A 22,762-nucleotide genomic window follows, 5' to 3' on the forward strand; every position below is an offset into this window, starting at 1 on the left:
TTGACACCCGCCGCACCGGGAAATAAGACTCGCCCCGGGAGCGCTCCCAGCCAACGGGGGCCGGGAGCGTGCCGCGGATGGGGAGTGCGCGCGCATGAGGCAGATCCGAAGACAACCGGCGTTCGCCGCCGTCGTCGTCTTGCTCTTCCTGATCGGGGGATGCGGACCGGACACGCCGGAGCGGATCACGCTCACGGTGTCGACGTTCGGCCAGTTCGGCTACGAGGACCTCATCCCCGGCTACGAGTTCACCCACCCCGGGCTCACCATCCGCCAGGTCCGGGCCGAGCAGGGCGGACCGTACCACCAGGACCTGCTGGACAAGCTGCAGAAGGGCCAGGAGCTCGCCGACATCCAGGCCGTCGAGGAGGGCCACCTCGCCGACGTGCTCGCTTACGCGGACAAGTTCGCCGACCTGGCCGAGATCGGCCCGCCCGACGTGAAACCCGGCCGGTGGCTGGAGTGGAAGTACGAGGCCGGCCGCAGCAAGGACGGCAAGCTCGTCGGCTACGGCACGGACATCGGCCCGCTGGCCATGTGCTACCGGAAGGACCTGCTCGAAGGGGCCAACCTGCCCACCGACCCGGGCTCGGTGAAGACGATGTTCGCGACCTGGGACAGCTTCTTCAAGGCCGGCGAGAAGTACGTCCAGCGCTCGCACGGCAAGCCGTGGTTCGACTCCTCGGCGCAGATCTTCAACGCCAAGGTCAACCAGCTCCCGGTCGGCTACCTCGACCGCGAAAACCATCCGACGCTGGAGACGAACACCGCGCTGAGGGACGCCTGGAACCAGGTCACCGCCGCGGTGAAGCAAGGGCAGTCGGCCGGGCTCACCGCCTTCGAAGACGACGGCAACAACGGCCTGCGCACCGGCGCCTTCGCGACGAAGGTCTGTCCGTCGTGGATGCTCGGCATCATCGAACAGCAGGCCGGGGTCGGCAACGCGGGCAAGTGGGCGATCACCGACGCCTTCCCGGACGGCGGCGGCAACTGGGGTGGTTCCTACCTCACCGTGCCGGCCTCGAGCCCGCACCAGAAGGCGGCCGCCGCGCTCGCCGCCTGGCTGACCGCGCCGGAGCAGCAGCTGCACGCGTTCCGGGTGAGCGGGAACTTCCCCAGCCAGGTCGAGGCCTTCACCTCCCCGGACCTGCTCAGCGAGATGAACGGCTACTTCGGCGGGGCGCTGAGCGGCCAGGTCTTCGTCGCCCAGGCCCGCAAGGTCGGGAAACCGCAGTACAAGGGACCGGGTGACGGCAAGATCCAGGAGGCGGTGATCGCGCCCGCGCTCAAGTCGGTCGAGCAGGGCGCCGATGCCGCCGCCGTCTGGCAGCAGGTGCTGATCGGGGTGCACCGGCTCGTCCCCTGACCGGAAACCCGCTGGTCGGAGCCGGCGGGAACGGGCAAGGTGACGGGCATGGTCACTCCCCTGCCCGAACCCTGGGCGCACCACACGATCCGGCACCCCGGCCCCGGCGACCACCTCCCGGTGCTGGCCGTCCTCGACCGCTGGTGGGGCGGCCTCGGCGGCGAAGCGGGCTCCCGCCAGCGGGCGCTGCTGCTGCCGAAGCTGATGTTCCAGCACTTCACCGGCAGCAGCTTCCTGGTCACCGCGGACGAGCGGATCGTCGCGTTCCTGATCGGGTTCCTCTCGCCGTCTCGGCCGGCCGAGAGCTACATCCACTTCGTCGGCGTCGAGCCCGCCGAACGCGGCCGCGGGCTGGGCGCGGCGCTGTACGAGCGCTTCTTCGCCTACAGCGCCGCGCACGGACGCTCGGTGGTACGGGCGATCACTTCGCCGGAGAACAAGGGTTCGCACGCGTTCCACACCCGGATGGGGTTCGTCACCGAACCAGGGCCGAAGGACTTCGATGGGGTGCCGGTCCAGCCCGACTACGACGGGCCGGGCCTGGACCGGCTGAGCTTCCGCAAGGACCTCGGCTGAACCGCCGGAGGCGCGCGCCGCGGGATCCGGCCCAGGGTCACCCCGGGCCGGATCCCGCTGTCCCGTCCGGACGGTCAGGCGTCCGGACGGGACCAAGGCGCCGGACCTGGCGGGACAGGCCGCGGCCGCCGTGGTGGAGGCCGGGCCGGGCGGCGGCTGCGCGGCACCGCCCGGCCCGGGGTCTTGCCTACTGCACCGGCGGGTAGGCGTTCTGGACCAGTTCCTCGAACTGGGCCTCGAACCACTTGCCGGACAGCGGGGCATTCGGCAGGGCACCGGTCAGGTTGCCGCCGTTGGCCTGCTGCGTCCCGTGGAACGTCGGGTCGCACATCGGGTCCGCGCCCTTGCCTTCGTCGTTCGGGATCTGCTGGCTCGCGCCGTCGGACTCACCCGGCGGCTTGATCCAGACGTAGGCGTCGAAGTGCGGTGCCGGGGACGCCGTCGGCCGGACACCCAGGCCCGCGCCGCTCTGGTTGCACCAGTTGCCGCGGTGCAGGCGCCGGTCGATCCGGCCCGAGTTCACGTACGCGTCCACAGTGGACCCCGACGCCCCGCTCGGCCGGGCCGCGCCGCCCCAGCCGTTGCGGGAGGTGTCGACCAGCATGCCGATGCCGCTCGGCAGGCCCGCCGACACGAACGCGTTGTACATCGCCGTGGCGAAGGGGATTTCGGCGAAGTACGGGTTCCACTGGTAGAACGTCGCCGACTTCAGCTGCTGCCCGCCGACGGTCAGGTTCGGGTCGGGCAGGTTCGGCTCGGTCAGCGGCGTGTAGTTGGCCGTGGAGCTGATGAAGCCGTCGACGCTGTTCACGCCGGCCGTGGTGCCCTGCAGCACCTGCTTGACCAGGTTGACGAAGGGACCGAAGTTGCTGTCCCAGCCCAGCCACGCCGAGTGCGCGATGTCCAGGTAGTTGTAGACGTTGGGAATCGCGTGCAGCTTGTTCAGCGCGTACTGGATGCCCTGGGTGTACACCCCGCTGGACTGCGCTTCCGCGCAGGTCGCCATCGAGGTGTTCGTGATCAGGTTCGGCAGCGAGTCCGGCTCCACGACCGTCACGATCCGCAGCGACGAGTACTTCGCGTCGGACATGATCGACGCGATCGGGTCGATGTACTCGCTCTTGTACCGGGCCAGGCCGTTCTGGGCGGCCTTCAGCTCACCGTTGGACGCCAGCGCCGCGCAGTCGCGGTTCGGCAGGTCGTAGACGACGATCTGGATGGTCACCGGCGTCCCGCCGCTGGCCTGGGCCAGCGCCGCGTCGAGGTGCCCGCGCAGGCCGCGCGAGTCCGCCGTACCGGCGATCGCGGCGATCCGGTCCAGCCAGACCGCCGTCGAGGTGTTGGCCACCTTGGCCATCTGCGCGCCGAGCGTACCGCCCTTGGCCGCGGCCGCCGCGCTCACCTCGCCGGACCAGTCCGGGTTCACGTACCCCTTGGCCCCGGCGTACGGGTTCTCCACGTGCGTCCCGGGCTGGGGCGTCGTGGTGATCGTCGTCGGGGTGGTGGGGGTGGTCGGCGTCGTCGAGGTGGTCGGTGACGTGGTCACCGTCGTCGGCCCCGTCGGTGACGTGGTCGTGACCGGGGGCGTGCCGTCGCAGTGGGCACCGTTGAGCGAGAACGACGTGGGGATGTCGTTCGTCCCCGAGTACGAGCCGTTGAAGCCGAAGCTCGCCGTGGCGTTCGCGCCCAGCGACCCGCCCCACGACGGGTTCTTCGCGCTCACGTGCTTGCCGCTCTGGCTGAACGTGGCGCTCCAGCCCTGCTCGACCTTCTGGTTGCCGCCGAAGTCCCATTCGACGTTCCAGGACGAAACGGCGTCGCCCAGGTTGGTCACGGCGACGTTGGCGGTGAAGCCGGTGTTCCACGAGTTGACGGTGTAGGTGACCTTGCAGCCGGTGGCGGCGCCCGCCGGGCTGCCCCCGCCACCAGTAGTCCAGCGGTGACCGCTGCCGCTGTTACCGAGGACGCCACGGCGAACCGTGACTTCCTCTTCGCGGACCAGAATTCACTCCTCATTGAGTGCGCTCCTCAGTGTTCGTCGTTGGATGGGTCAGGTGGTGCAGGCGGTCGCGCCGACGGCGAAGCCGCCGGGCGTGCCGGTCGAGGCGCCGGTCGCCTGGATGCCGATCGACACCGAGGCCCCGCCGGCCAGGTCGGGCGCCCAGGTGGGCGCCTTGGCGCTCGCCTGCTGCCCGGTCTGCGTGACGGTCGCGTTCCAGCCGCCGGTGATCTGCGTCCCGGACGGCACGGTCCAGCCGAGCGCCCAGTTCTTCAGGGCCGAGCTTCCGGTGTTCTTCAACGTCACCGTGGCGACGAAGCCGCCTTGCCAGGTGTTGTCGACGTGGTAGGTGACCGCGCAGCTCGCCGGCGGCGGGTCGGTCGTGCCGCCGCCCGAACCCACCGGCGGGATCAGGTACGGCTGCAGGATCGCCTGCTTGGTCTGGTTGACCGTGGTCCAGTCGTCGTTGAGGATGCCGCCGGTGTCCCCCGAGTTCGGGTTCCACGACCAGTAGGTGAAGCTCATCCCGCTCGTCCCGGTGCCCCCGTACTTCATCAGCTCCTGCAGCCAGACCTTGTCGCGCGGGTCGGCGAGCGTGCTGCCGAACTCGCCGAGCAGCACCGGCGCGATGTTCTGCTTGTGCAGGTAGCCGAAGAAGTGGTCCCACAGCGCGGGCAGGTTCGCCGGGAACGCCGGGTCGGAGAACCAGGTCTGGGCGAACACCGACGTCGCGTACTCGTGCGCCGAGTACACCAGCTTGTCCGGTTTGGACAGCCGCACCGGGAACTGCCTGGCTCCGGAGAGGTTTCCGCCCCACCAGCCGCACTGCGGGTCGCCGGTGCCGCTGACGCAGTCGACGCCTTCGACGACGATCAGCCAGTCCGGGTTCGCTGCGAGCACCGCGTTGCCGGCCCGTTCGGCGGCGAGCCGCCAGTCGGTCGCGGTGTCGCCGCAGCCCCAGCAGGCCCCGCCGCCACCCTGGATCGAATGCGGTTCGTTGTGCAGGTCCGCGCCGATCACCGTCGGGTTGCCCTTGTAGTGCTGGGCCAGCATCGTCCAGTCGGAGATCCAGCGGCTTTCGGAATACGCGCTGGTGTACCAGAGCGGGGACTGCGCGCCGGAGTCCGGCCGGTGCCGGTCCAGCAGCACGCGCATCCCCTTGACGCCGGCGTAGGCGACGATCTTGTCGAGCACCTGCAGGCCGGACAGGCCCTGCAGGTCCGGGTTCTGCACGGCGTCGATGCTGACCGGCTTGGACCCGGCGTCGAACAGCTGGTTCGAGTACGGCAGCCGGAGCGTGTTGTACCCGAGCCCGGTCATCTGGTCGAGCATGTCCTTGTAGTTGCGGCTCCACAGCCCGTGCGGCGAGTAGTTGCCGGTCTCGGCACCGAACCAGTTGATGCCGGTCATCCGGACCGGCGCACCGGTCGCGTCGACCAGCTGGGATCCGGCGGCGTGCCAGAACCCGGTGCCGGTGCCGGCCGCCGCCGTGGTCTCCGGGGCCGCGGCGGCCGGGGACGCCGTGAGAACGGCGCCCCCGACCAGTGCGGCGACCACCAGCGAGAGCAGTCGCTTCATGTGGTGCCTCTCAGCCGAACAGGGCGACGTGCGCGGCGAACGCCGTGGCGATCTCCGACTGCGCCCAGAACCGGTGGTAGGTGAACGTCGGCGCGGCGCCGCCGTCCAGGTAGGCCTGGACCTTCGGCCACTGCGGGTCGCTCTTGTAGAACGAACGGATCGACAGGAACGTGGAGTTCGCGTTGATCGGGTCGCCGTTCGGCATCGTGCCCGTCCAGCCCGAGGGCACGTAGAGCCCCTGGTCCGTGGTGGCGTTGTACTTGTCGTCGAACCGGTCGTAGTCCGACCGGGTCTCCGGCACCGCGATGCCCTTGGTGTCCGTGTTCGCCGAAAGCGCGGTCAGCAGCTGCTCCCCGACCGTCTTGGCCTGGGCGTTGCTCGACCCCGACGCGTAGTAGAGCAGCGTCTTGGCGAGCGAGGCCGCGACCCCGACGTCCTGGCTGTAGTTCTTCACCGAGACGTGCAGGCCGGTGTTCGAGCCGGGGCTGGTGGCGCTCCAGGTGTCCGGCGCGCCGCTCCAGGTCAGGTCGGACGGGATCTGGAAGCTCCCGCCGGCGCCGACCGTGGTGTTCGCGATCGCCCAGGGCACCCACTTGTCGAGGATCTTCTTCGCCCGGGCGTCGTTGGTCGCCTGGTAGTACTCGGCGATCCGCTCCATCCCCCAGGTCTGGAAGCCGAACCACTGGTTGCTCGGCGGGTCGTGCCAGACCGGCTGCCAGTCGTAGTACATCCCGTAGAAGGTCGGCGTGCCCGCGGGCGGGGTGCCGTACTGGCCGTCCCAGCTGTTGGTCGCGCCACCGGCGAGGCCGCCTTCGGACGACTGCAGCCACTGCAGGAACTCCATCTGCCGGCCGAGGCTGGTCGCCCAGTCCGTCGCACCGGTCGCCGAAGTCACCTTCAGGCCCGGGTCGGCCGACAACGCGTACGCGGCCAGCGGGTTCTGGTAACCCTGGTGCGCCGCGCCGTCACCGATCCGCCACGCCCAGGAGCTGGCGGTGTCCGCCGAACCGCCCCAGGCGTAGTACCACGAAATGAGGTAGTGCTCGCTGTCCTTGCCGGTGCCGGCCGGGCAGGTCGACGGGCCGACGCAGTTGCCGATCTTCTTGTAGTACTTGTCGAACAGCGAGTACCGGAGGTAGTCGCCCATCTTCGAGGCCTTCTTCAGCACGGCCGCGACGTCGGAGCTCTTGCCCTGCTCCTGGGCCCACTTCTCGGCCTGGAAGGCCACCTGCACCACGCGGGCGTCCGCGTCCGGCGCGTCGGTGTACTTCCACTGCTTCGCGTACGACGAGTCGCCGGTGAACAGGTCGAGGTACCCGTTCTTGCCACCGAACTTCAGCAGGTCGCAGCTCGGCTGGGTGACGGTCTCCCAGACCGATTCCTGCGAACCGCGCTGGAAGGTGTTGATGAACGCCGGCGCGGTGTTCGTGCCGTCCTCGCAGTGACCGAACTTGTAGATGTTGTCCACGTCGAGCAGCCAGTGCATGCCGTAGACGTCCGGCGAGCCGTAGGCCGCCTTGAGCTCCGCCGCGATCGGGTCCGCGCCGACCGGCACGCCGCTCTGCAGCTGCGACGGGTAGGACTTCGGGCTCGGGTATTCCGCCGCGTACGTGGCCGGCTTGCTCGCGTTGTAGCCGGAGTTGCCCGGCTGGTCCGCCGCCGACGGGATCGCGTACGTCTCGATCGACGTCCACGCCTGGTTGAACGGGGCCCAGTCACCGGTCACCCGGCCGTAGGACGCTTCCAGCCACAGGTAGTAGCTGAACGCCTCCGACGTCGTCTCGTGCCCGTGGTCGGGCGCCTCGACGATCAGCGTCTCGATCGAGTGGTAGGGCACCAGGATGTTCCCGAACTTGCGGAAGTAGCCGTTGTTCGGGTCCTTGATCTTGTTGTACTGCGTGAGGAACGCGAGCTGGTAGTCCGAAGTGGACGACGAGATCTCGTTGACCGTCACCGTGGCCGCGGTGTAGCCGGTGCCGCTCGCGGTGAAGGTCGCGCTGCCCAGCGCTCCCCCGTTGTCGGCGCTGGTGACCGTGACGTTCTGCGGCACGTTCCAGTTCGTCGTCGAGAAGGTGAGGCTCGTGGGACTCGCGGTCAGATCGGTGCTGCCCGCCGTCCTCGCGACGTCGACGGTGACCGGGGCGGTCGGGGCACCGGCGAGCGAGACCGCGAACGTCGTCTTCCCGCCCTGCTTGACCTGCGCGGTCGCCGGGGTGGCGACGATCGTCGGCCCGGAGAGGACCTTCACGCTGACCGGGCTGGACGTCGTCGACGCGTTCTTGTTGTCGTAGGCCTTCGCGGTGATCGAGTACGTCCCGGCCGGGACGTTGCCCCAGTTGCCCTCGAAGGGCGCGGCCGTGTCGGTGGCCAGCAGCGTGTCACCGGCGTAGAACTCGACCTTGCTCACCGTGCCGTCGCTGTCGGCGGCCGTCGCGGCTAGAGGGATGGTCGCCGGGGCGTAGTACGTCCCGGTCGGCGACGGCGCGGTCAGGCTGACGGTGGGTGCCTTGTTGGCCCCGGTGCACGCGCTGCCGTTCACCGAGAAGTCCGTCGGCGGCCGGTTGGCCGAGCCCTTCGAGCCGTTGAACCCGAACGACGTGCTCGCCCCGGTGCCGAGGTGGCCGTTGTAGGACAGGTTCGTCGCGGTGACCGCGGCGCCGGTCTGGGCGAACGTCGCGCTCCAGCCCTGCTGGACCTTCTGGCCGTCGAGGAACGTCCAGCCGACCTTCCAGCTGTCGAGCGGCGCCCCGTCGTTGCGCAGCGAGACGTTGGCGGTGAACCCGTTGTCCCAGTCGTTGGTGGTGTAGGTGACGGAACAGGCGATGTCGGCGCCGAGCGCCGGAGGTGGGGCGACCACCGCGCCCGTGACCGCCAGCACGGCCGAGGCCAGTGCCAGCGCACGCGCGCGCTTTCGGGGAGAGGAACGCATGGCTGCGGAACTCCTTTGTCCGTAGGGAGCCAGCGATCTGGGAGCGCTTCCAGGCGCAGACGGTAGCCAGCCGGAAACCTGGATGTAAAGAATCGAGTCAGAAGGACACCGCGGCCCCGGGTGTCACACCTGCGCGCCCGGCGAACACCGGCTCACTGAACACTCCTGAACAGCCGTACCCGAAAGTTGTACAACCACCCGTTCGGCCTAACCAACCGGTCACGCGGGGTGTCCGGGAAACGCCGTTTAGCGCCAAAGGCGTGCATCTCGGACCGGAACGTTCCCACCCATCGAGTCATGCCCCGCCGAGCGGGCTCTACCTCAAGCGTGTCGACCCGTGAAACACGCGTGTCGACCCTCCAGACACGAGAGCCGACCCTCTGGACACGCGAACCGGCCCGCCGGTACGCCGACCGACCCATCGGGTACGCCGGTTCGGCCCTCGGGCGCGTGCGGCAAGGGTCGACACGCGTGATCAGGAGGTCGACACGCGTGATCGGGGGGACGACACGGAGTCAGCTCGAGGCGCGGACCGCCAGGGAGACCGGGAGGATGTGCTGGCGCGGTTTGAGGTTCTGGTCGTCGAGCAGCCGCATCAGGGTCTCGACCATCGCGTGGACCTGCTCGCGGGGGTCCTGGTGGACCGACGTCAGGGGCGGGTCCATGGCCGGGGCCAGTGTCGCGTTGTCGTCGAAGCTGACCACCGCGACGTCACCCGGGATGCGGCGGCCGGCCGCGTCCAGCGTCCGCAGCGCGCCCACCGCCATCATGTCGCTGGCGACGAACACCGCGTCCAGGTCCGCGTGCCGGGCCAGCAGCGCCGACATCGCGTTCGCGCCGCCCGAAAGCGTGAAGTCGGCCTCTTCGGCCAGGTCGGCGGGGTCGAGCCCGGCGTCGAGGAGGGTCTTGCGCCAGCCGGCGAGGCGGTCTATCGGGGCGCTCTGGTCCTGCGGGCCGGCGATCGTGGCGATCCGCCGCCTGCCGGCCGCGACCAGGTGCTGGACCGCGAGCCGGGCGCCGCCCTCGTTGTCGAAGTCGACGACGTGCACACCGCGGCGGATGCCGGCCGCTTGGCCGCCGAACACCACCGGGATGCGCAGCAGCCGCAGCGCCTTGGGCAGCGGGTCGGCCCGGTGCGGCGCGAAGACCAGCGCGCCGTCGACGTGCCCGCCTTCGAGGAACCGGACCGTCCGGCTCAGGTCCTCGCGGATGTCACTGAAGATCAGCACCATCTGCCGGCCGACGTCGGCGAGCTCCCGGTAGCCGGCCCGCATCACGGCCGCGCGGTACGGGTCGTCGAGCAGCCGGGACTCCGGCTCCGACAGCACCACCGCGATCGCCCCGGTGCGGCGCGTGACCAGCGACCGAGCCGCCTGGTTCGGGGAGTAGCCCAGGTCACGGGCCGCGGCCAGCACCTTCTCCCGCGCCGCCGCACTGACGTACGCGTCGTCGTTCAACGCGCGTGACGCCGTCGACCGCGACACGCCGGCGAACGCCGCGACGTCCTCCAGTGTCGGCCGTTCTTCATCCCCTGCTCGAGGCCCCACGGCACCGCCCTCGCTCACCACAACCACCCGGACCTGGACAGCTTAACGGTCACGCAGGGCAATGTCCGGGAGCGCTCCTCGCAGGAAACACTCCGGTTACGACCTCTTGACACCGGTGAAGGGCCCCAGCAGACTCTGCCACACCTGGGAGCGCTCCCAGATCGGCTCCCAGCAGTGAGAGCGCTCATTCCCGTCAACAAGGTGGTTGGACACGTGAGAACGATCCGGAACGGCCTGGTCCTGGCACTGGGCATCACGATGACGGCGCTCGGCGCCTCGGCCTGCAGCGGGGGCGGTGAACAGCAGCCTCCGGCCGCGGCGAACCCGAACGAGCACGTCGACCTGACGCTGGCGACGTTCACCGAGTTCGGCTACGAGGACCTCATCCCGGAATACGAGCGGCTGCACCCCAACATCAAGATCACCCACCGCAAGACCGGCCAGGGCGGCCCCTTCCACGAGGAACTCGTCACCAAGCTGGCCGCGGGCTCGGGCCTCGCCGACGTGACGGCGCTCGAAGAGGGCCACCTGTCCGACTTCCTCGACAAGGGCTCGAAGTTCAACGACCTGAGCAAGATCGGGCCGGCCGACGCCTCCCCCGACCGCTGGCTGGACTGGAAGTACGAAGCCGCCAAGACCAAGGACGGCAAGGTCATCGGCTACGGCACCGACATCGGTCCGCTCGCCATGTGCTACCGCAAGGACATGTTCAAGGACGCCGGGCTGCCGGACGACCCCGAAGCGGTCAAGCCGCTGTTCGCCACCTGGGACAGCTACTTCGCCGCCGGTGCGGACTTCGTGAAGAAGAGCAACGGCAAGGCGTGGTTCGACTCGGCCTCGCAGAACTTCAACGCCATGGTCAACCAGCTCCCCGAGGGCTACATCGGCACCGACGACAAGCTGGCCGTCGAGAAGAACCAGGGCCTCAAGGACGCCTGGACCAAGGTCACCGACGCGGTCGCCAAGGGCGAGTCGGCCAAGCTCACGGCGTTCAGCCCCGAGTGGGAAGCCAGCTTCAAGCAGAGCGCGTTCGCCACGAAGGTGTGCCCGGCCTGGATGCTCGGCGTGATCAAGGAACACGCCGGCCCGGAGCTCGCCGGCAAGTGGGCGGTCACCGCGGCGTTCCCCGGCGGCGGCGGCAACTGGGGCGGCTCGTACCTGACCGTCCCGACGCAGTCGAAGCACCCGCGGGAGGCCGCCGAACTCGCGGCCTGGCTGACCGCGCCCGAGCAGCAGATCAAGGCGTTCCAGGCCAAGGGCAACTTCCCCAGCCAGGTCAAGGCGCTCACGGACCCGGCGCTGCTGAGCTACACCAACCCCTACTTCGGCGACACGAAGGTCGGCCAGCTGTTCGCCGAGCAGGCCAAGAAGGTCAAGAAGCCGCAGTACAAGGGCCCCGGTGACGGCCAGATCCAGGAAAACGCGTCCAGCCCGGCCCTGCAGGCGGTCGAACAGGGCAAGCCGGCAGCGGACGCGTGGAACCAGATGGTCGAAGCCGCGAAGAAGATCACGCGCTGAACCGATGACCGTCATCGACAAGGTCGCGCCAGAAGGGAGTAAGGCCGGGGAGCGGGTGTCTCCCCGGCCCACCTTCCGTCACCGGTTGAGCCGGTGGGACGTCAAGGTCTCGCCGTACCTCTACATCGCCCCGTTCTTCATCCTCTTCGGGATCGTCGGCCTGTTCCCGCTGCTCTACACCGCGTATGTCTCGATGTTCAAGTGGGAGGCCGGGGCCGACCACCCCGACTTCCTCGGCATCGGCAACTACACGGAGCTGTTCGCCGACACGCAGTTCTGGAACGCGCTGGTCAACACGGTCAGCATCTTCCTGCTCTCGAGCATCCCGCAGCTGGTCATCGCGATCCTGCTGGCGGCGCTGCTCGGCGCCCGGCTGCGCGGCGCGACCGGCTGGCGCGTGGGCATCCTGCTCCCGTACGCGGCCAGTCTCGTCGCCATCGGCATCATCTTCGCCAACCTGTTCGGCCCGAAGTACGGGCTGATCAACGGCGTGCTGCAGACCTTCGGACTGGACCCGATCGAGTGGCAGGCCAACCGGTTCGCCAGCCACGTCGCGATCGCGATCATGGTGAACTGGCGCTGGACCGGCTACAACGCCCTGATCGTGCTGGCGGCCATGCAGGCCATTCCGAAGGAACTGCACGAGGCGGCGGTGATCGACGGGGCCGGCACGTGGCGCCGGTTCTGGAACGTCACCTTGCCGCTGCTCCGGCCGACGCTGATCTTCATCACCATCACCTCGACGATCGGTGGCCTGCAGATCTTCACCGAGCCGAAGCTGTTCGACGCCATGCCGGGGTCGAACAACGGCGGTTCCACGAACCAGTTCCAGACCGTGACGCTGTACCTCTACCAGACGGCGTTCCAGAACGCCGACCTCGGCTACGCCTCGGCGATCGCCTGGGTGCTGTTCCTGATCATCGTGCTCATCGCGCTGGCGAACTTCTTCCTCACCAGCCGGATCGCCAGCACCCCGGCGGTGAAGGTGAAGAAGAAATGACGACACTCCAGAGTGACTCCCCGAAAACGGGACTGCGCAAGAGCGTCGCCACGCTCGGTAAGCCGCGCAAGGCGACCTACATCGTGCTGGCGATCTTCGTGCTCGGTTCGCTGTTCCCGTTCTACTGGTCGTTCCTGGTGGCCAGCCGCGACAACGGGATGCTCACCGACCGCATCCCGCCGTTCGTGCCCGGCGGCAACTTCTTCGCCAACGCCGCGCGGGTGTTCGACACCGTGCCGTTCTGGAAGGCGCTGGCCAACAGCGTCATCGTGTCCGGCACGGTGACGCTGACGACGGTGCTGTTCTCCTCGCTGGCCGGGTTCGCCTTCGCGAAACTGCGGTTCCGGGGGCGCAACAAGGCCTTCGTGTTCATCGTCGTCACACTCGCGGTGCCCACCCAGCTGGGCATCATCCCGCTGTTCATCGCGATGTCCGAGCTGGGCTGGACGGGGAGCCTGGCGGCGGTGATCGTGCCCAACCTGGTCACCGCGTTCGGCGTGTTCTGGATGCGGCAGTACACCATCGACGCGCTGCCGTACGAGCTCGTCGAGGCCGCGCGCGTCGACGGCTGCAGCATGATCCGGATCTTCTGGAACGTCTGCATGCCCGCGGTGCGCCCGGCCGCGGCGATCCTCGCGATGTTCACGTTCATGATGTCGTGGAACGACTTCCTGTGGCCGCTCGTCGTGCTGGACGCCGGCAACCCCACCGTCCAGGTGGCCCTGGAAAAGCTGCAGAGCGGCTACTACGTCGACTATTCGCTCGTCCTGGCCGGCACGACCCTGGCCACCATTCCCATCCTCATCGTCTTCGTCCTCCTCGGCCGCCAGATCGTGGCCGGGATCATGCAAGGTGCCGTGAAAGGGTGAACATGTCCGTACATCCCGACAGCGTTCGGGCGGAGACCGCGTTGATGTTCCCGCCTGGCTTCGTCTGGGGCGCCGCCACCGCGGCGTTCCAGGTGGAAGGGGCCACGACGGCCGACGGGCGCACCGATTCGGTCTGGGACGTCTTCGCCCGCCGCCCGGGTGCGGTCCGGGGCGGCGACAACGGCGAACCGGCGGCCGACCACTACCGGCGGTACTCCGAAGACGTCGGGCTGATGCGCCGGCTCAACCTCGGGGCCTACCGGTTCTCGCTGGCCTGGCCGCGGGTGCGCCCGGACGGCGGCGAGGCGAACACCGCCGGCCTCGGCTTCTACGACCGGCTGGTCGACTGCCTGCTCGAGTCCGGGATCCAGCCGTGGGCGACGCTGTACCACTGGGACCTGCCGCAGGCCCTGGAGGAGAAGGGCGGCTGGACCAACCGGGACACGGCCTACCGGTTCGCCGAGTACGCCGAGACCGTGCTGGAGCGGCTGGGCGACCGGGTCGCCAGCTGGTCGACGCTCAACGAGCCGTGGTGCGCGGCGATGCTCGGCTACGCGGGCGGCATCCACGCGCCCGGCCGCGCCGACCACCCGGCGGCCGTGGCCGCCACGCACCACCTCCTGCTGGGCCACGGCCTGGCGATGGACGTCATCCGGCGGCACGCCCCGGAGACCGCGGCCGGCATCACGCTGAACCTGTACCCGGTCGTCCCGCACGACCCGGCGAACGTCGCCGACGTCGCCGCGGCCCGGCGGATCGACGGCCTGCAGAACCGGTTGTTCCTCGACCCGGTGCTGCGCGGCGGCTACCCGGACGACCTGGTCGCCGACCTCGAGCCGTTCGGGCTCGGCTCGGTCGTGCGCGACGAAGACGCCGCGGTCATCGCCGCGCACGTCGACTGGCTGGGCGTGAACTACTACCGCGACTACCGCGTCGCGGGCCGTCCGGTGCCGGGCAGCGAGCCGGCGGGCCCCGAGTGGGTGGGTGCGGCCGACGTGCACTTCGTCCCGGACCCGGCGGCGCCCCGCACCGACTCCGGCTGGGAAGTCCAGCCGGCCGGGCTGACCGAGTCGCTGCTGCAGGTGCACCGCGGCTACCGGCCGGTGCCGCTGTACATCACGGAGAACGGCGCGGCCTACCCCGACGTCGTCTCCGACGGCGGTGACATCGTCGACACCGACCGCGTCGCGTTCCTCGACTCCCACCTGCGGGCGGCGCACGAGGCCATCGAGGCGGGCGTCGACCTGCGCGGGTACTTCTACTGGTCGCTGCTGGACAACTTCGAGTGGGCCGAGGGGTACGCGAAGCGGTTCGGCCTGGTCCACGTCGACTACGCGACGCAGCGGCGGACGCCGAAGCAGAGTGCCCACTGGTACTCGCGGGTGATCGGCCTCAACGGGCTCGGCTGATCGGATGCCCGTGAAGGCCACCGGCGCGGGTGGCCTTCACGGGCGCCGGGGCGTGCATTCCGCGGGGCGCGTTGCCAGACTGACCGGTATGGGACTGCGCAGCGAAGCTTGGTTCGACAACCCCGCCGACCCCGGGATGACCGCGCTCTACCTCGAGCGGTACATGAACTGGGGCATCACCCGGGAGGAGCTGCAGTCCGGCAAGCCGGTCATCGGCATCGCGCAGACCGGCTCCGACCTCACCCCCTGCAACCGCCACCACCTGCAGCTGGCCGACCGGACGCGGGAGGGCATCCGCGAGGCCGGCGGGATCGCGATCGAGTTCCCGGTGCACCCGATCCAGGAGACCGGCAAGCGCCCCACCGCCGCCCTCGACCGGAACCTCGCCTACCTCGGCCTGGTCGAGACGCTCTACGGCTACCCCATCGACGGCGTCGTGCTCACCACCGGCTGCGACAAGACCACCCCGGCGTGCCTGATGGCCGCCGCGACCGTCGACATCCCCGCGATCGTGCTCTCCGGCGGCCCGATGCTCAACGGCTGGTTCAAGGGCGAGCGGACCGGGTCCGGCACGATCATCTGGAAGGCGCGGGAGCTGCTCGCCGCCGGCGAGATCGACGACGCCGGGTTCATGGAGCTCGTCGCGTCGTCCGCGCCGTCGCCGGGGCACTGCAACACGATGGGCACGGCGTCCACGATGAACGCGCTCGCCGAGACCCTCGGGATGAGCCTGCCCGGCTGCGCGGCCATCCCGGCCCCGCACCGCGACCGGGCGCGGATGGCCTACCGGACCGGGCTGCGGATCGTCGAGATGGTCCGCGAGGACCTCAAGCCGTCGGACATCCTGACGCGCGAGGCGTTCGAGAACGCGATCGTGGTGAGCTCCGCGATCGGCGGCTCGACCAACGCACCCATCCACCTCGGCGCGATCGCCCGGCACATCGGCGTCGACCTGCCCCTCGACGACTGGCAGCGGCTCGGCCACGCCGTCCCGCTGCTGGTCGACCTGCAGCCCGCGGGCAAGTACCTCGGCGAGGAGTTCCACCGCGCGGGCGGGGTGCCGGCCGTGGTGCACGAGCTGATGCGCCACGGGCTGATCCACGAGGACGCGCCCACCGTCAACGGCCGCACCCTCGGCGACAACTGCCGCGACGCCGAAGCCGGCGACCGGGACGTCATCCGGACCTTCGGCACCGCCCTCACCCCCGACGCCGGGTTCCTGGTGCTGAAGGGCAACCTCTTCGACGCGGCGATCATGAAGTCCAGCGTCATCTCGCCGGAGTTCCGGCGCCGGTACCTGGCCGGGGGCGTCTACGAAGGCACCGCGGTCGTCTTCGACGGCCCCGAGGACTACCACGCCCGCATCGACGACCCGGACCTCGGCGTCGACGAGCACTCGCTGCTGGTGATGCGCGGCGCCGGCCCGCTCGGCTACCCGGGCTCGGCGGAGGTGGTCAACATGCGGCCGCCCGCGGAGCTGATCAAGCGGGGCGTGCACGAGCTGCCCTGCCTCGGCGACGGCCGCCAGTCCGGGACCTCCGGCTCGCCGTCGATCCTCAACGCCTCCCCCGAAGCCGCGGCCGGCGGCGGTCTCGCCGTGCTGCGGACCGGGGACCGGGTCCGGATCGACCTGGGCGCCGGCACCGCGGACGTCCTGATCTCCGACGACGAGCTCGCGCAGCGCCACCGGGCGCTGGCCGAGGCGGGCGGCTACCCGGTGCCGGAGTCGCAGACGCCGTGGCAGGAGATCCAGCGGTCGATGACCGACCAGCTGTGCGACGGCATGGTGCTGCGCCCGGCCGTGGCGTACCAGCGCATCGCGGCGACGAAGGGAATCCCCCGCCACAACCACTGATTCCGGTGCTTCGCCCGCGGGGAAAACGGGTATCCCCAGCGGTAGCCCAGGCGAGGAGGCCCCCATGCTCCCGGATCGAGAACGCCACGCCCTGCGCGAAATCGAGGCGGAACTGCGCGCGAGTGATCCCGCGTTCGCCGCCGCCTTCAGCGGCCGCAAGCTCCGCTCGCCCCGGCGCTGGAGCCTGCTGCTGGTGCTCTGCGACGTCACGGCGGTGGTGATGCTGCTCGTCGGGCTGTTCGCCCGCGACGCCGCGCTCGTACTCTGGGGCACCGTGAGCGCGGGCGCGCTGGTGGCCTGGCACATCGCCCGCGCCGAGTCGATCCGCGAGTCCACTGAGGACGGTGCCGCGCCGGCCCCCGGCCCGCGCTGATCCCCGCTACCCTCGACGACGCTGATCCCGCTGCCATTACACAGTACGACGCAGCTCCGCTGCCATGACGACGCAACCCCGCCACCCACGACGCAGCCCCGCCACCCACGACCCGTGACGACGCAACCCCGCCACCCACGACGCAGCCCGCTGCAAATGACACAGTACGGCCGCCCCCGGAACTCGCGCCGGGGGCGGCCGTACTGCGTCGAGGCGTCACTCAGTCGTACGAGAGGGCCTCGACCAGCTCACCGGCGGACGGGTTCGACAGCGCCCGGGCCACGTCGGCCTGGGCGACGATGCCGACCAGGTCGTGCCCGTCGATCACCGGCAGCCGGCGGACGCGGTGCTCGGACATCGTGCGCAGGATCTCCTGGGCGTCGTCGTCCGCGCCGATCGTGACGACCTCGCCCTGGGCGAGCTCGCCGACGTGGACCGCGCGCGGGTCCTTGCCCTCGGCCAGCACCTTCACCACGATGTCGCGGTCGGTGAGCATGCCCTTCAGCCGGTTGTCCTCGCCGCAGATCGGCAGGGCGCCGACCCCCTTCTGCGCCATCGTGACCGCGGCGTCGTGCACGGTGTCGGACTCCCGGGCGCAGGTCGCGTCCGACGTCATGATGTCGCGTGCGGTGGTCATCGTGAACTCCTTTCCTGGGTTGTGTGGTCCGGCTACCCGGGCCGGGCACGTTTACCCGTGCCCCGGACGGGGAATTTCCGGGCGCATGCCGGATTCCCGCGGTGCCGAGCCGCCGGACACCACCGACCTCGACCGGTTGCGGTCGGCGGCGTCCGGCTGCCAGGGGTGCCACCTCCACCAGGACGCCACGCAGACCGTCTTCGGCGAAGGCTCGGCCGGGGCGAAGGTCCTCGTCGTCGGCGAGCAGCCGGGCGACAAGGAGGACCTCGCGGGCGAGCCGTTCGTGGGGCCCGCCGGGAAGCTGCTGGACCGCGCCTTCGAAGAAGCCGGCTTCGACCGGCGGTCGTTGTACGTCACCAACGCGGTCAAGCACTTCAAGTTCAAGCGGGACGAACGCGGGAAGCGCCGGATCCACCAGAAGCCGGGCCGCACCGAGGTGGTCGCGTGCCGCCCGTGGCTGCTGGCGGAACTGCGTGCCGTGCGCCCGGAGCTGGTGCTGCTGCTGGGCGCGACGGCCGCGCAGTCGTTGCTGGGCCCGAAGTTCCGGCTGACCGCGCACCGGGGCGAGCCGCTCGAGCCGCCGGAGGAGCTGGCCGAGCTGGTGCCGTCGGCGATGGCGACGGTCCACCCGTCGGCCGTGCTGCGGGCGCCGGACCGGGACGAGGTCTACGCGGGCTTCGTCGCCGATCTGCGGGCCGCGGCCAAGCTGCTCTGCTGAAGAACGCCGGTTCAGGCCTCAGTTCAGCTGCTTCAGCGCCGCTTCGGCCGAGCCCGCATGCGCGTCGAGGTCCCGCCAGGGGTCCTCCTTGCGGGCCAGCCGCTGCTTCTCCTTGCGCGGCGGCCAGCCGGCCGGGTCCGCCTTCCCGAGTTCCCGCCAGTCCAGCGGGGTCGCGGCCGCCGCACCCGGGCGGGCGCGCAGCGAGTACGGGGCCACGAACGTCTGGGCGTACCCGTTGCGGTTGGCGTCCAGGAAGATCCGGTCGCCGCGTTTGTCCTTGCGCTGGGCCGTGGTCAGCCGATCCGGGTCGTCCTCGGCGACCCGGTCGGCGAGGGCGCGGGACAGCTCCAGCACCACCTCCGTGTCCGACTTCGCGTCCAGCGGCGCGAGGACGTGGAACCCGCGGCCGCCGGTCGCCTGGACGAACGCGGTCAACCCCACCCGCTCGTAGTGGTCGCGGATGCGCCGGGCGACCGCGCGCAGTTCGGCGACCGGGGTGCCGTCCGGCGGGTCGAGGTCGAGCACCAGCCGGTCGGGCCGCTCCGGAGCGGCCACTGTGGACAGCCAGACGTGGAACTCCACCGTCCCCTGGTTCGCCAGGTATTCCAGCGTCGCGGCGTCCTCGCACACGACGTATTCGTCGGTGCCGCCGCCGCGCCGGGGAACGCGCTCGACCCGGATCGAGTCCGGGAAGTGCTCCCCCGGGTGCTTCTGGAACCAGCCCGGTTTGCCGATGCCGTCGGGGAAGCGCCGCAGCGTCAGCGGGCGGCCGCGCAGGTGCGGCAGCATGACGTCCGCCACCGCGCGGTAGTACTCGACGACATCGCCCTTGGTCAGGCCGTCGTCGGGGTAGAACACCTTGTCCGGGTGGGAAGTCTTCACGCGCGCTCCCGTACGACGTCCGCGGCCTTCTTGTCCTCGCGCAGCCCGGCGAACCGCGGGTGCCGCAGCCGCCCGTCCCGCGTCCACTCGGAGAAGCCGATCTGCGCCACCAGCTCCGGGCGCACCCAGTGCGCGCCGGGTTCCTTCACCGGCCCGGCGAACGGCGACCGGGCCGTCTCCCGTTCCCGCAGCCGCGCGTGCAGCGACGTCAGCAGCTGCTCGTCGAAGCCGGTGCCGACCTTGCCGGCGTACTCGAGAGCGCCGTCTTCGTGGTAGCCGAGCAGGAGCGCGCCGAAGCCGTGGCGGGCGCCCTGGGGATCGGTGAAGCCGCCGATGACGAACTCCTGGCCCTGCGTGCACTTGAACTTCAGCCAGTCGGGTGACCGCCCGTGGTGGTAGGGCGCGTCGGCCCGCTTGGCGATGACGCCCTCCCAGCCGCGCCGGCACGCTTCCTCGAAGAACTTCTCGCCCTCGGTGTTGCGGTGCGACGACAGCCGAAGCGGGCCGGCGAAGCCGAACGCGTCCCGCAGCAGCGCCTTCCGCTGCCGCAGCGGCAGCCCGGTCGTGTCCTGGTCGTCGAGGTACAGCAGGTCGAACAGGTAGTAGTAGACACGCACGCCGGTGGCGCGGGCCCGATCCGGGTCGCTGACGTGGATCCGGGGCTGCAACGCGGCGAAGCTGGTGTTGGCGCCGTCGAACGCCACGATTTCGCCGTCCACGACGAACCGCGGGCCGCCCTGGGCGGCGAGGGCCTCGACGAGCTCCGGGTAGGCGTTGTCCATCACCTTGTGGTTTCGCGAGTACAGGGTCGGCCGGCCGGCGTCGCGCACGCAGATCGCGCGGACGCCGTCCAGCTTGCGCTCGAAGATCCAGCCCTCGTCGGAGAACCGCCGGTCGGTGAGCGTGGCCAGGGTCGGCTCGCGCCAGCCGGGGCCGGTCACGACGCCTTCAGGGCCTTCTCGAGTTCGGCGCGCGTCATCTTCGACCGGCCCTTCACGCCCTGCTCGCGGGCCAGCTTCTCGAGGTCCGCCTTCGACAGCTCGGACAACCCGGACGGCCCGGGCTTCTTCGCGGCCTTCTTCTTCGGCTGCTTGCCGCCGCTCTTGCGGTTCTTCACGCTGCGCGAAAGCGCCTCGAACAGGTCCACCACGTCGGCCGAGGGCTCCGGCTCCTCTTCGTGGGCGATCTCCTTGCCGGCCTCCTTGGCCTTGATCAGCTCTTCCACGCGCTTCGAGTACTCGTCGCGGTAGTCCTCGGGTTTCCACGGTGCGGTCATCTCGTCGACCAGCGCGAGTGCCATGTCGAGCTCCTTGGGCCGCGGCTTCGGCAGCTCCGGCAGCTTGCCCATGACGTCCTTGGGCTTGCGCAGGTCCGCGACGAAGTGCAGCGTGTTGAGCACCATGACGTCCTCGCCGGCGCGAACGGCGGCGAGGTACTCCTTGCCGCGCAGCACGAACTTCGCGACGCCGGCCTTCTCGCTGCGGTCCATCGCCCGCAGCAGCAGGCCGTACGCCTTGGCGAAGTCCTCCTTCGCCGGCTTGAGCCAGTAGGTCTTGTCGAAGAACCACGGGTCGATCTCGTCGAGCTCGACGAACTGCTCGATGTCGATCCGGCGTGACCGCTCGGGCGCGATCTCGTCCAGTTCGTCCGGTTCGACCAGGACGTGGTCGCCGCCGCCGAGGTCGTAACCCTTGACGATCTCGTCCTGGGTGACCTCGTCGCCGGTCCGTTCGTTGACGCGGCGGTTGCGGATCCGGTCCGACGTGCCGCGTTCGAACTGGTGGAAGTGGATCGTGTGGTCCGCCACCGCCGGGTACAGCTCCACCGGCACGGTGACCAGCCCCAGGCTCAGCGCGCCGCTCCACACCGGTCGGGCCATGTCGTCCTCCCCGCCCTCAGGCGACGTCGGTGCTGCGCCGGCCGGTCCGGTGCAGCCCCAGCATGTCCAGCAGCCGCGCGCAGTCCTCGGGGTCCTTGGCCCGCGCCGCCACGGCCAGCGCCGCCTTGTGCCGCGTGCGCGCCAGCTCCGCCGGGTCCCCGCCCTCGACGAGGAGGTCCGCCACCGGCCGCAGGTCGTTCCGCTTGTCTCGCATGTTCGCTCCCCTCCGGCAATCCGTTCGCGGGCGGGTTACCCAGGATCACCGCGCGCGACACAGCCGGCACGGAGGGAGCCACGGCGGCCCGGCCGGACTACGCCGAACGAGTGAATTCGGCCTAGTCCGGCCGTGAACACGGCAAGGTGGTGAGACCCACGTCACAGCAGGAGGCCGGATGGGCACCCAGCTCCGCATCAGCCGCGAAGACGGCTCACTGCCCTGCGAGGTCTGCGGCTTCCCGACGATGCACGTGGCCCAGGTCGTCGCCGACGACGGCACGGTGCTGGGCCGCACCCTGGTCTGCACGACGTGCCAGCGCAACAAGCACCGCCCGGAACCGGCACCGGTCGAGTCCGAGGCGCCCCCGGACGAGGTCCCGGCCGGCTAGGACACGGGCGGCCTGGACGCGGCCGGGTCACGGCGTCGTCGTCGCCACCGCCGCCACGAACTCCGCCGCCACCTCGTGGAGCTTCCGGTTGCCGTCCTGCGAACGTTTCACCAGGCGCTGGAAGGCTTCCTCCGCGGTGATCCGGTGCGCCGCCATCAGGATGCCCTTGGCCTGGTCGATCACCGCGCGGGTCTCCAGCGCGCGGTTGAGCTGGTCGACCAGTTCGCGGGCCGCGAAGTACCGTCGCGCGCTGCGCAGGCCGATCACCACCGTCGCCGTGTACAGCTCGAGGATCTTGGTGCCCAGCTCGCTGAAGCCGTGCTCGCCGAACCCGAAGAGGTTCACCGCACCGGACATGTCCTCGTCCACCGTCAGCGGCGCGGCGAGGAAACTGGCCACCCCCAGCTGCGCGGCCGACGTGACGAACTGCGGCCACAGATCCCCGACCGCGCCGACGCCGACGCGGACCGGCTGGCCCGTCTCCGCGGCGCGCAGGCACGGTCCGTCCCCGATGCGGTACTGCTCGCGGTCGAAGTTCACCGCCCGCTGGTCGGTGCTGGCCACCGTCTCCGGCACGCCTTCGCGCACCAGGGTGATGCTCGCCATGTCGGCCCCCGGCACCACCTGCACGACGTGGTCGCACACCGCCTGCAGCATCTGCCCGAGGTCGAGTTCGCTGTCCAGCATCGCGGTCAGCGACTCCATCGCGAGCGTGACTTCGTCCAGCCGCGCGGTCAGCTGCTCATGGCCGCCCGTCATCCTGGGAACGCCCCTCCTTCTTCCGACAGGGCGCTCTCAACCAGGGGGGACCCGGGCGCGCGCCACCAGTGGGCCGCTAGCGCTTTAACGGGTCCAGCGCGAGATTACTGCATCCAGCCGGAGCCGGGCACGAGCGGTCACCGCCGCGGCGCGGCGCACGCCCGTTCGGAGCAACGACGGTTGCGAGCCGTGGGCGCAGGGTTAGGCTCGGCCGTACGGTTCAACCAGCAGCCGCTCGAACCCCCAGGGCGCGGCGCTGCGGC

Annotated in this window: 20 protein-coding genes; 10 read left to right on the forward strand and 10 right to left on the reverse strand. The window is 70.3% G+C overall.

Annotated features, from left to right (window positions below; genetic code table 11):
- Nucleotides 1–94: 94 nt before the first annotated feature.
- Together QRY02_RS16180 and QRY02_RS16185 are read left to right on the forward strand one after the other, a co-directional pair.
- Nucleotides 95–1,366, forward strand: coding sequence for an ABC transporter substrate-binding protein (locus QRY02_RS16180; RefSeq protein WP_285992347.1), 1,272 nt, complete (start codon nt 95–97; stop codon nt 1,364–1,366).
- Between the two features lie 48 nt (nt 1,367–1,414).
- Nucleotides 1,415–1,942, forward strand: coding sequence for a GNAT family N-acetyltransferase (locus tag QRY02_RS16185; RefSeq protein ID WP_285992348.1), 528 nt, complete (start codon nt 1,415–1,417; stop codon nt 1,940–1,942).
- A 187-nt stretch (nt 1,943–2,129) separates the two neighbouring features.
- Here the strand turns inward: QRY02_RS16185 and QRY02_RS16190 are convergent, their stop codons facing one another.
- The 4 genes from QRY02_RS16190 to QRY02_RS16205 all read right to left on the reverse strand — a co-directional run bounded on the left by QRY02_RS16190 (nt 2,130) and on the right by QRY02_RS16205 (nt 9,959).
- Nucleotides 2,130–3,776, reverse strand: coding sequence for a glycoside hydrolase family 6 protein (locus tag QRY02_RS16190; RefSeq protein WP_285992349.1), 1,647 nt, complete (start codon nt 3,774–3,776; stop codon nt 2,130–2,132).
- A gap of 216 nt (nt 3,777–3,992) precedes the next feature.
- Complete coding sequence (locus tag QRY02_RS16195) at nt 3,993–5,519, reverse strand: cellulase family glycosylhydrolase (protein ID WP_285992350.1); 1,527 nt, start codon at nt 5,517–5,519, stop codon at nt 3,993–3,995.
- Between the two features lie 10 nt (nt 5,520–5,529).
- On the reverse strand, nt 5,530–8,448 hold the full coding sequence (locus QRY02_RS16200; RefSeq protein WP_285992351.1) for a glycoside hydrolase family 48 protein: 2,919 nt from the start codon (nt 8,446–8,448) through the stop codon (nt 5,530–5,532).
- A 515-nt stretch (nt 8,449–8,963) separates the two neighbouring features.
- Nucleotides 8,964–9,959 (reverse strand): LacI family DNA-binding transcriptional regulator, encoded by a 996-nt coding sequence (locus tag QRY02_RS16205; RefSeq protein WP_285993850.1) that lies wholly within the window; start codon nt 9,957–9,959, stop codon nt 8,964–8,966.
- Between the two features lie 249 nt (nt 9,960–10,208).
- Between QRY02_RS16205 and QRY02_RS16210 the strand changes: the two genes are divergently transcribed.
- From QRY02_RS16210 to QRY02_RS16235, 6 genes are all read left to right on the forward strand, one after another.
- Entirely contained in the window at nt 10,209–11,513 is a 1,305-nt protein-coding gene (locus QRY02_RS16210) for an ABC transporter substrate-binding protein (RefSeq protein ID WP_285992352.1), read from the forward strand.
- A gap of 4 nt (nt 11,514–11,517) precedes the next feature.
- Nucleotides 11,518–12,513, forward strand: a complete 996-nt coding sequence (locus QRY02_RS16215) for a carbohydrate ABC transporter permease (RefSeq protein WP_285992353.1) — start codon at nt 11,518–11,520, stop codon at nt 12,511–12,513.
- The gene (locus tag QRY02_RS16220; protein WP_285992354.1) at nt 12,510–13,382 is read left to right on the forward strand and encodes a carbohydrate ABC transporter permease; all 873 of its coding nucleotides are present in this window, start codon (nt 12,510–12,512) and stop codon (nt 13,380–13,382) included. The genes QRY02_RS16215 and QRY02_RS16220 overlap by 4 nt, the downstream gene beginning before the upstream one ends.
- A 44-nt stretch (nt 13,383–13,426) precedes the next feature.
- On the forward strand, nt 13,427–14,791 hold the full coding sequence (locus QRY02_RS16225) for a GH1 family beta-glucosidase (protein WP_285993851.1): 1,365 nt from the start codon (nt 13,427–13,429) through the stop codon (nt 14,789–14,791).
- Between the two features lie 88 nt (nt 14,792–14,879).
- The gene (locus tag QRY02_RS16230) at nt 14,880–16,646 is read left to right on the forward strand and encodes an IlvD/Edd family dehydratase (protein ID WP_285992355.1); all 1,767 of its coding nucleotides are present in this window, start codon (nt 14,880–14,882) and stop codon (nt 16,644–16,646) included.
- A 64-nt stretch (nt 16,647–16,710) separates the two neighbouring features.
- On the forward strand, nt 16,711–17,019 hold the full coding sequence (locus QRY02_RS16235; RefSeq protein ID WP_285992356.1) for a DUF3040 domain-containing protein: 309 nt from the start codon (nt 16,711–16,713) through the stop codon (nt 17,017–17,019).
- A gap of 220 nt (nt 17,020–17,239) precedes the next feature.
- On the opposite strand, the gene QRY02_RS16240 is transcribed toward QRY02_RS16235, so the two are convergent.
- The gene (locus QRY02_RS16240) at nt 17,240–17,656 is read right to left on the reverse strand and encodes a CBS domain-containing protein (RefSeq protein WP_285992357.1); all 417 of its coding nucleotides are present in this window, start codon (nt 17,654–17,656) and stop codon (nt 17,240–17,242) included.
- Between the two features lie 85 nt (nt 17,657–17,741).
- Here QRY02_RS16240 and QRY02_RS16245 point away from each other — a divergent pair, with 85 nt between their 5' ends.
- Entirely contained in the window at nt 17,742–18,374 is a 633-nt protein-coding gene (locus tag QRY02_RS16245; RefSeq protein ID WP_285992358.1) for a UdgX family uracil-DNA binding protein, read from the forward strand.
- 18 nt (nt 18,375–18,392) lie between these two features.
- On the opposite strand, the gene ligD (QRY02_RS16250) is transcribed toward QRY02_RS16245, so the two are convergent.
- Genes ligD (QRY02_RS16250) through QRY02_RS16265 form a run of 4 tightly spaced genes read right to left on the reverse strand, consistent with a single transcriptional unit; the run spans nt 18,393 to nt 21,349 of the window.
- Entirely contained in the window at nt 18,393–19,256 is an 864-nt protein-coding gene (gene ligD / locus QRY02_RS16250) for a non-homologous end-joining DNA ligase (protein WP_285992359.1), read from the reverse strand.
- Nucleotides 19,253–20,197: a non-homologous end-joining DNA ligase gene (gene ligD, locus QRY02_RS16255; RefSeq protein WP_285992360.1), complete on the reverse strand. Its 945-nt coding sequence runs from the start codon at nt 20,195–20,197 to the stop codon at nt 19,253–19,255. Before ligD (QRY02_RS16255) ends, ligD (QRY02_RS16250) begins: the two co-directional genes overlap by 4 nt.
- Nucleotides 20,194–21,135 carry a non-homologous end joining protein Ku gene (ku, locus tag QRY02_RS16260; protein WP_285992361.1) on the reverse strand — a complete coding sequence of 314 codons (942 nt, stop codon included), beginning with the start codon at nt 21,133–21,135 and terminating at the stop codon, nt 20,194–20,196. Before ku ends, ligD (QRY02_RS16255) begins: the two co-directional genes overlap by 4 nt.
- A gap of 16 nt (nt 21,136–21,151) precedes the next feature.
- On the reverse strand, nt 21,152–21,349 hold the full coding sequence (locus tag QRY02_RS16265) for a hypothetical protein (RefSeq protein ID WP_285992362.1): 198 nt from the start codon (nt 21,347–21,349) through the stop codon (nt 21,152–21,154).
- A 178-nt stretch (nt 21,350–21,527) separates the two neighbouring features.
- Here QRY02_RS16265 and QRY02_RS16270 point away from each other — a divergent pair, with 178 nt between their 5' ends.
- Nucleotides 21,528–21,740, forward strand: coding sequence for a hypothetical protein (locus QRY02_RS16270; protein ID WP_285992363.1), 213 nt, complete (start codon nt 21,528–21,530; stop codon nt 21,738–21,740).
- A gap of 27 nt (nt 21,741–21,767) precedes the next feature.
- Here QRY02_RS16270 and QRY02_RS16275 read toward each other — a convergent pair whose 3' ends face one another.
- Nucleotides 21,768–22,499, reverse strand: a complete 732-nt coding sequence (locus QRY02_RS16275; RefSeq protein WP_285992364.1) for an ANTAR domain-containing response regulator — start codon at nt 22,497–22,499, stop codon at nt 21,768–21,770.
- Nucleotides 22,500–22,762 lie beyond the last annotated feature (263 nt).

The sequence above is a fragment of the Amycolatopsis sp. DG1A-15b genome, from assembly GCF_030285645.1.
Classification (GTDB): Bacteria; Actinomycetota; Actinomycetes; order Mycobacteriales; family Pseudonocardiaceae; genus Amycolatopsis.

What these genes read in the sequence shown, in the direction of transcription:
- QRY02_RS16215 (WP_285992353.1), top strand. Translation starts at nt 11,518, where the DNA reads ATGACCGTCATCGACAAGGTCGCGCCAGAAGGGAGTAAGGCCGGGGAG.
- QRY02_RS16240 (WP_285992357.1), bottom strand. Translation starts at nt 17,656, where the DNA reads ATGACCACCGCACGCGACATCATGACGTCGGACGCGACCTGCGCCCGG.
- QRY02_RS16265 (WP_285992362.1), bottom strand. Translation starts at nt 21,349, where the DNA reads ATGCGAGACAAGCGGAACGACCTGCGGCCGGTGGCGGACCTCCTCGTC.
- QRY02_RS16230 (WP_285992355.1), top strand. Translation starts at nt 14,880, where the DNA reads ATGGGACTGCGCAGCGAAGCTTGGTTCGACAACCCCGCCGACCCCGGG.
- QRY02_RS16270 (WP_285992363.1), top strand. Translation starts at nt 21,528, where the DNA reads ATGGGCACCCAGCTCCGCATCAGCCGCGAAGACGGCTCACTGCCCTGC.
- QRY02_RS16225 (WP_285993851.1), top strand. Translation starts at nt 13,427, where the DNA reads ATGTTCCCGCCTGGCTTCGTCTGGGGCGCCGCCACCGCGGCGTTCCAG.
- QRY02_RS16195 (WP_285992350.1), bottom strand. Translation starts at nt 5,519, where the DNA reads ATGAAGCGACTGCTCTCGCTGGTGGTCGCCGCACTGGTCGGGGGCGCC.
- ku (WP_285992361.1), bottom strand. Translation starts at nt 21,135, where the DNA reads ATGGCCCGACCGGTGTGGAGCGGCGCGCTGAGCCTGGGGCTGGTCACC.
- QRY02_RS16245 (WP_285992358.1), top strand. Translation starts at nt 17,742, where the DNA reads ATGCCGGATTCCCGCGGTGCCGAGCCGCCGGACACCACCGACCTCGAC.
- QRY02_RS16185 (WP_285992348.1), top strand. Translation starts at nt 1,415, where the DNA reads ATGGTCACTCCCCTGCCCGAACCCTGGGCGCACCACACGATCCGGCAC.
- QRY02_RS16220 (WP_285992354.1), top strand. Translation starts at nt 12,510, where the DNA reads ATGACGACACTCCAGAGTGACTCCCCGAAAACGGGACTGCGCAAGAGC.
- QRY02_RS16275 (WP_285992364.1), bottom strand. Translation starts at nt 22,499, where the DNA reads ATGACGGGCGGCCATGAGCAGCTGACCGCGCGGCTGGACGAAGTCACG.
- QRY02_RS16200 (WP_285992351.1), bottom strand. Translation starts at nt 8,448, where the DNA reads ATGCGTTCCTCTCCCCGAAAGCGCGCGCGTGCGCTGGCACTGGCCTCG.
- QRY02_RS16180 (WP_285992347.1), top strand. Translation starts at nt 95, where the DNA reads ATGAGGCAGATCCGAAGACAACCGGCGTTCGCCGCCGTCGTCGTCTTG.
- QRY02_RS16235 (WP_285992356.1), top strand. Translation starts at nt 16,711, where the DNA reads ATGCTCCCGGATCGAGAACGCCACGCCCTGCGCGAAATCGAGGCGGAA.